The organism is Photobacterium sp. MCCC 1A19761, from assembly GCF_037389125.1.
Lineage (GTDB): Bacteria > Pseudomonadota > Gammaproteobacteria > Enterobacterales > Vibrionaceae > Photobacterium.
In genome coordinates this window covers 62,195-68,194 of the sequence record NZ_JAZGTF010000036.1, presented here as the reverse complement: position 1 = coordinate 68,194, position 6,000 = coordinate 62,195, and the positions used below count along the sequence as shown (strand labels likewise).

Sequence of the window (6,000 nt, the reverse complement as noted above, 5' to 3'; positions counted from 1 at the left end):
CGGCTTCAAGTTTAAACTCGGGACTAAATGTTCTTCTGCTACGTTTTGTCATTGTGTCACCTGTTAACTTCCGAGGTGATGATATCACCTCTAATCAGATGGCCAAATTAACTATGCCACTACACAATAACTTTCTAAAATTAGATTCGAAAGGGAATCTACATATTAAAAGAGGTTATGCTTGGGATGGACCGTCTGGTCCAGTCGTCGACACAAAAGAAAATATGAGAGCCTCTTTAGTTCATGATGCACTTTACCAGCTAATGCGAAATGAGTTTCTAGATCCCGATGTATATAAAGATGAAGCAGACAAAATTTTCGAAAAAATATGCATTGAAGATGGTGTTCTGGAAGAAATAGCTCATGTGTACTATCTTGGTCTCAAAATTGGAGGTCGCCCTTCGACTGACCCAAAGAATAAAAAAGTTGTGCATATTGCCCCAGAACCACGTGCATAACAAATAAGGATACCTGTCGCGCAGCCGACACTTCTATCCGGGTGCTGGACAAGCCCGGACAGCCTTATTAAGTTAATTGCTCGATTGGGGGGTGGTGGGCATTGCGCCCGCGGCTTGCTTCAGGGCGAGTGCAGCCTGGAAGTGATCACGCTGTGTTTCACTTCAATGGGTTACCGCCTGAGTTCGTTAATGCGTCGGCTTTCTCCTGGTTGCGGTCAGTGCCATTCTCCTTATTCTGTTTGCCTTTTCTGGCTACCCCGGCCGTGCGTTGCTGGCACTTCGGGCAACAGCAACACAAATCGCGACGGCGTCATTGAGATCGCTTTTGGCCCACGTTATGAAAGGCGCCACATATTATGATGCCATAATCTTTGGCGTATGACCGAGTTTAGCCAGCTCTCGGGCCCAGTAATGGGAGGCCCCGCAGGCTTCCATCCCGATAATTGCTGGCGGGATATTGGCAAACGTCGAGAGAACTTTCGATCGTGATATTGTTTTGTGGATCAACAGCTTGCCTTGGTGATCCTCACCGTGGATGCTGAAGCTATGTTTGGCTAAATCAATGCCATAGACAGATGGTGACATGGTGGCCTCCGGCGATTTTGTAATCAGACTTACCAAGTGTGGCAAAGTCTGATGAGGGATAGTCCATGTCATTCGTTATGCTTTTCGGGAGAATATATGGAAGTATCGCTGTATAGTGCAAAAGGTTCGAATAGCTCTGAAAGGGTGGAGTGGGTCCTCAATTTTAAGGGTATAAATTACAATAGAATTGAGATCAGCTCTGACGAACTAGCGACAACATACCTGAATATAAATCCTTTTGGCTATGTCCCATCTCTTCGTGTCGATGGTTCGATATTTTCCGAATCAATGGCAATTATTGAGTATTTGGAAGAACGCTTTCCTAATCCGGGTTTATTTGGCAAAAGCCTTAATGAAAAAACACACATCCGCAGAGTTTGTGAATACGTAAACTCTAGTATCCACTCTCCCCAAAACAGAACGGTATTAAGGTTCATGCGTCCAGAGTTAGATGAGACGTCAAAGCGTGAACTTCGTGGGGGCTGGATTATGCGGTGCCTAGAAAAGTTAAGTGTGTCGATCTGTCGAGAATCAGGGTTTGCAGTAGGTAAGGACTTCAGCGTAGCCGATATATTTGTAGCTTCAATCTACAAAAAAGCGTTGCAACATGGTTGTGCGAGAAACGGCTTTTACGACAAGCATTTGATGTACATAAGGGCAAATGACCGTGTCGTGGTTTCAGAACCACAAGCATAACAAGATAATTGGACTCCCGCTCTAAATTCTGGCTAACCTTTTTGGGGAGTCAAAACTTTGGGAGAAGAAGATGAATACCACAATCATTGGTGTTGACCTGGCCACTACAATCGCCTTGTATTTTCCTGAGCCCCTTATAGCGTCCACTTTCTCTGTTCATAGGTGCCACGCCGACTAACGCGGCGGCTTGTTTCTTGGTGATGTAACTGAGTTAGGAAAGTTACTCATGAGAGGCCCCGCAGGCTTCCATCCTGATAATTTCTGGCGGAATATTGGCAAGCGTCGAGAGAACTTTAGAACGTGATATTGTTTTGTGGATCAACAGCTTGCCTTGGTGATCCTCTCCGTGGATACTGAAGCTATGTTTGGCTAAATTAATGCCATAGATAGATTGTGACATGGTGGCCTCCGGCGATTTTGTAATCAGGCATACCAAGTGTGGCAAAGTCTGATGAGGGGGAGTCCATGTCATTCGTTATTAAGCAAAGGACGTATCGTGGAATATAGTAGTAATTTATTGATAAATTGGTCTCCTAGACATAATGAAGTCGAAGGTGATATTTCTTCTAAAGACTTGGCGGCAATTAGGGAACTATGTGAAGTTTACCGAAATGACCAGTTCGTTTGGGAGGATATCAATTTCAACATATCAATGGATTGGACTCAGCTTGAAGAAATATTTATAGAAAGTGAGGACATAGAAGGTCCGTACCATATGGTAATTGACGGCATGTTGTACAAGCAAATGACGCGCCTCAAAGAGATATCTGTACCGATCAATATATCTGTTAATTCAAGGGTCGATGATCACAAGATTCAAACTTACCTCCACAGATATTTGCTAGACCTCTTCATCGTTTGTAACTTGGCTGCTCCTGGTTTAATCAATTTCTTCAACGCTAAGCTTGAAGACGATGACAAATATACACCAATAAAGATTTCGAGTTTTTCATTCGAATGTGCGCTGGAAAATACATTTACTCGGAAAGTTCCTTTCGTAGAGTACGTAAGTATCAAAACTAGTTTTGATTGGTATCGCTCGTTAGGAATCGATACTAAAGTAGTTGCTTCAACCTCTGTTGAGAAAGCGATATTTTCACTTTTGCATATGGTACGTATGGATGACTATGACATTAGCACTGTGCCTTGGGTGTTTCATGCTCTTGAAGCAATATATGGTACAAACGCTGGGCGAGGCTTTACGGATATAAGTGAAAAAGTTAACTTTCTACTAAACGTAGAAGAACGTCAGCAGAAGCGTTTAAAGAAGAAGCTTAGAGATCTAAATGATTTACGAAGTTCTTTTGTTCATGGAGGGTATAATGTATCTCACATTATGGATGATGACTCCAATGCTGCTATCTTTGAAACAATCAATTTTGGAATATCACTTATCATCAGTAGCTTACAATGTTTAATGCGTAATGGCTGGAAAGGCATCAACGTCGAACACAAGTTTGTAGGGCTCGAAATATAGCTTCATAACAAACGACGATAGCTTCAATCGCTAAATCTTAGCTGTATTTTCATTCCACATGACGGCTCACACTTGCCGCTCTACCGCTGTCTTGTTGCTCAGGTAGCTGACGTTGTCCTGCTGCTGGCGCTCTCTGAGGATGGCGGCAAGCTCGTCACCGGTCATGGGGCGGTGGAACCAGAACCCCTGGCCGAACTGGCAGCCTTCATCAACCAGGTACTCGTACTGCGCTTTGGTCTCAATCCCTTCTGCAACCACGGCCATCCCCAGGCTTTGACCAAGGCGAATGATGGTCCGCAGAAAACTGTTGGCTTGGGGAGACGTTGGAGAGCAGGCCTGGATAAAGCTTTTATCAATTTTTAATTTCTGAAATGGCATTGATTTGAGATGGCTGAGGGAAGAGTACCCGGTGCCGAAGTCATCCAGGGCCAGCTCGACGCCCAGGCGGCGCAACTGGTTGAGGATCTGCGGCGAGCTGTCGATATCCTGCATGGTGGTATCTTCGGTGATCTCCAGCACTAACTGATCCGCAGGCAGACCGGTTTGCGACAGAACTCGGGTGAGCATCCCGGCTAAATCATATCGGGTGTACATGGCGGGCGAGATATTCACAGAAATTCGGATTGCAGGTAGCCCGGCTTTTCGCCAGGCCATGCTCTGGGTACAGGCCGTGGTGAGTACCCAGGCATTGAGCTGCTCAGCCAGCCCGGCGCGCTCGGCAACCGTCACGATCTCGGTTGGCGAAATATCCCCGTACTGCACATGGTGCCAGCGCAGCAGGGATTCCACCAGTGCGATGCGCCGGGTCTTGAGGCACACAATCGGCTGATAGTGTTGCTGGAGTTCATGGTTGGCCAGCGCGGCGACCAAATCTTCTGCCAGGGTGTGGAATCGTTGGCGTTTATCTTCCATCGGCTGTTCAAACCGGCGATAGCCAGTTTTGGGGTCATGTTTGGCATAGTGCATGGCCAAATCGGCATGGCGCATCAGGATGTCCGGCTGCGTGGCATCCTCCGGGAAGAAGCTACTCCCGATACTGAGCTGCGGGTAAAGCCGGTGGCCCTGGATGGTGATCCCCTGCTTGAGCGCGGTACTGAGCTGCGACGCCAGCTTGCGGCAGGACGCCGGGGTAGCGTTCTGCTCAAGGAGAATGCCGAATTCATCGCCGCCCAGCCGGGCGACGATGTTGCCCGATCCGGCCGTAGTTTTCAGTAGCGCCGCGATGGCTTGCAGGAGTTGGTCGCCAATGGCGTGACCCAGTTGATCGTTGATGTGTTTAAAGCCGTCCATGTCGAGCATCAAGGCGGCGATCCCGGTGTGATGTTTGTGGCCGGCGGCAATGGCCTGCTGGAGTTTCAAGTGAAAAGCATGGCGGTTGGCCAGGCCGGTCAGGCTGTCATGCAGGGCCTGCTTGAGATTGGTGGTACTTTCCCTGATCAACAAGAAAATCAGGCTACTCCCACTGAGGAGCAAACCCAGTAAAAAGAGGTTGGCTTCGTGTTGCAGGCTGGAGATTTGTTGTAGATCGCGCCAGCTTTTTTCGCCGGCGGCACTTCGGACATTCAGGCTCCGGACTTGCTGCTGAAAAGGTTTGAGCGCTTGTTCCAGGCGTCGGGCGGCTTGATCGCCCGGCTTGAGCGCAAGTACCTCGGGCTCAATGGTCATCAGGTGCTGTTTGAAGCGCTGCAGTAACTCGGTGGCCCCGGGCTGGTTGCGGAAGGGGCGGGATTCTTCGCCGGCGGCGAGCACATCAATACGGCTCCAGAGCAGATCAAAACGCAACGAGACGTCCTTCTGGCTGAGATCGTTCAGGGCAATCCGCCGCAGGGCCTGCATGAATTTAAGGGTTTCCATCTCCAGTTCGGAAGAAGACCAGCCGACAGTTTTAATCGACAGTGAGATAAGGCCAGACACCTGGTGCTGGCGCTGGGTGCTGACCACGGAGCTGATCGCAAACAGCAGCACTACGCATGCGACCAGCAGAATTTTCACTTTTCTCATGGGCGAATATCCAGGGTGCGTAATTGCCAAATCATATCTTCATGGTGCTGAGGTTGATCCAGATTCGGATGCTCAGACAGCGGATAGATGATCCAGATAGGGCCTTTGTCTCTGACCCGCATCAGGCGCCCGTTGTCTTTTAAAGCCAGCAGCACCGGATAGGGTTGAATGGTGTCCAGGTCGATTTGGGTCTGGTAATCGTTCAGAGCTGTGGCTGCGAGTGTATGCCCGTGAGCGCCGACATAGTGAAGGAGATCTTGCAACAGCACCCCTTCATAGACATGAGCTTTTTCCGTCCAGGGCGTTTGGGTGGTGATGGTTGACTGCGGGAGCTGCAGCAACATTTGGCGGTCAAACCGGGCCTGGCGCAGGGCGTTGGTATGCTCGATTTGGCCACTGACGGTCAGGATCACGGTCTCTTGCGGGGGAGGCAGCGCAGCCGCGGAAGCGGAGCCGATAAACGTGATGAAGCTGAGGGCTATCAGGGAAAATTGTATCGGGGTCCACATAGTCTCGCTCCTGCATCCTGCTAAGCACTTGACGGGGATTGCCTGTGTTCGGGTGGTGATCTCAGATTGACGGTGGCTGGTGATTATGCTCAGGCTCAATGCTCCGGCCTCACATGGCTGTGTGGAACCCCAGGCCTTACTGAGCAGAAAACCATACGGCTTCTTTGAAAAACCTAGCACAAATTCATTGAGATCAATGTTATTTGTCGGATTACTATACCAAATGAGTATGTTTGCGCAGGGGCCCGGGAGCGCCTGCGAGGTAACGATGCTG

At 49.1% G+C, this 6,000-nt stretch carries 7 protein-coding genes and 1 pseudogene; 3 read left to right on the top strand and 5 right to left on the bottom strand.

What is annotated here, in order from left to right; genetic code table 11:
• The first annotated feature begins 53 nt into the window (after nt 1-53).
• On the top strand, nt 54-458 hold the full coding sequence (locus VV869_RS21830; RefSeq protein WP_337737060.1) for a DUF1353 domain-containing protein: 405 nt from the start codon (nt 54-56) through the stop codon (nt 456-458).
• A 354-nt stretch (nt 459-812) separates the two neighbouring features.
• Here the strand turns inward: VV869_RS21830 and VV869_RS21825 are convergent, their stop codons facing one another.
• Nucleotides 813-1,043 carry a hypothetical protein gene (locus VV869_RS21825; RefSeq protein WP_337737053.1) on the bottom strand — a complete coding sequence of 77 codons (231 nt, stop codon included), beginning with the start codon at nt 1,041-1,043 and terminating at the stop codon, nt 813-815.
• A 96-nt stretch (nt 1,044-1,139) separates the two neighbouring features.
• On the opposite strand from VV869_RS21825, the gene VV869_RS21820 reads away from it, so the two are divergent.
• Nucleotides 1,140-1,739, top strand: coding sequence for a glutathione S-transferase family protein (locus VV869_RS21820; RefSeq protein ID WP_337737052.1), 600 nt, complete (start codon nt 1,140-1,142; stop codon nt 1,737-1,739).
• Between the two features lie 112 nt (nt 1,740-1,851).
• Here VV869_RS21820 and VV869_RS21815 read toward each other — a convergent pair.
• Both VV869_RS21815 and VV869_RS21810 read right to left on the bottom strand, forming a co-directional pair.
• Nucleotides 1,852-1,950 (bottom strand): annotated as a pseudogene (locus VV869_RS21815) (transposase); the annotation flags it as partial.
• A gap of 9 nt (nt 1,951-1,959) precedes the next feature.
• Nucleotides 1,960-2,139, bottom strand: a complete 180-nt coding sequence (locus tag VV869_RS21810) for a hypothetical protein (protein ID WP_337737051.1) — start codon at nt 2,137-2,139, stop codon at nt 1,960-1,962.
• Nucleotides 2,140-2,235: 96 nt separating this feature from the next.
• On the opposite strand from VV869_RS21810, the gene VV869_RS21805 reads away from it, so the two are divergent.
• A complete protein-coding gene (locus VV869_RS21805) occupies nt 2,236-3,216 on the top strand; it encodes a hypothetical protein (protein ID WP_337737049.1) in 981 nt (326 codons plus the stop codon).
• A gap of 66 nt (nt 3,217-3,282) precedes the next feature.
• Here the strand turns inward: VV869_RS21805 and VV869_RS21800 are convergent, their stop codons facing one another.
• Together VV869_RS21800 and VV869_RS21795 are read right to left on the bottom strand one after the other, a co-directional pair.
• The gene (locus tag VV869_RS21800; RefSeq protein ID WP_337737047.1) at nt 3,283-5,217 is read right to left on the bottom strand and encodes a putative bifunctional diguanylate cyclase/phosphodiesterase; all 1,935 of its coding nucleotides are present in this window, start codon (nt 5,215-5,217) and stop codon (nt 3,283-3,285) included.
• The gene (locus VV869_RS21795) at nt 5,214-5,726 is read right to left on the bottom strand and encodes a hypothetical protein (RefSeq protein WP_337737045.1); all 513 of its coding nucleotides are present in this window, start codon (nt 5,724-5,726) and stop codon (nt 5,214-5,216) included. The genes VV869_RS21800 and VV869_RS21795 overlap by 4 nt, the downstream gene beginning before the upstream one ends.
• Nucleotides 5,727-6,000: the final 274 nt, after the last annotated feature.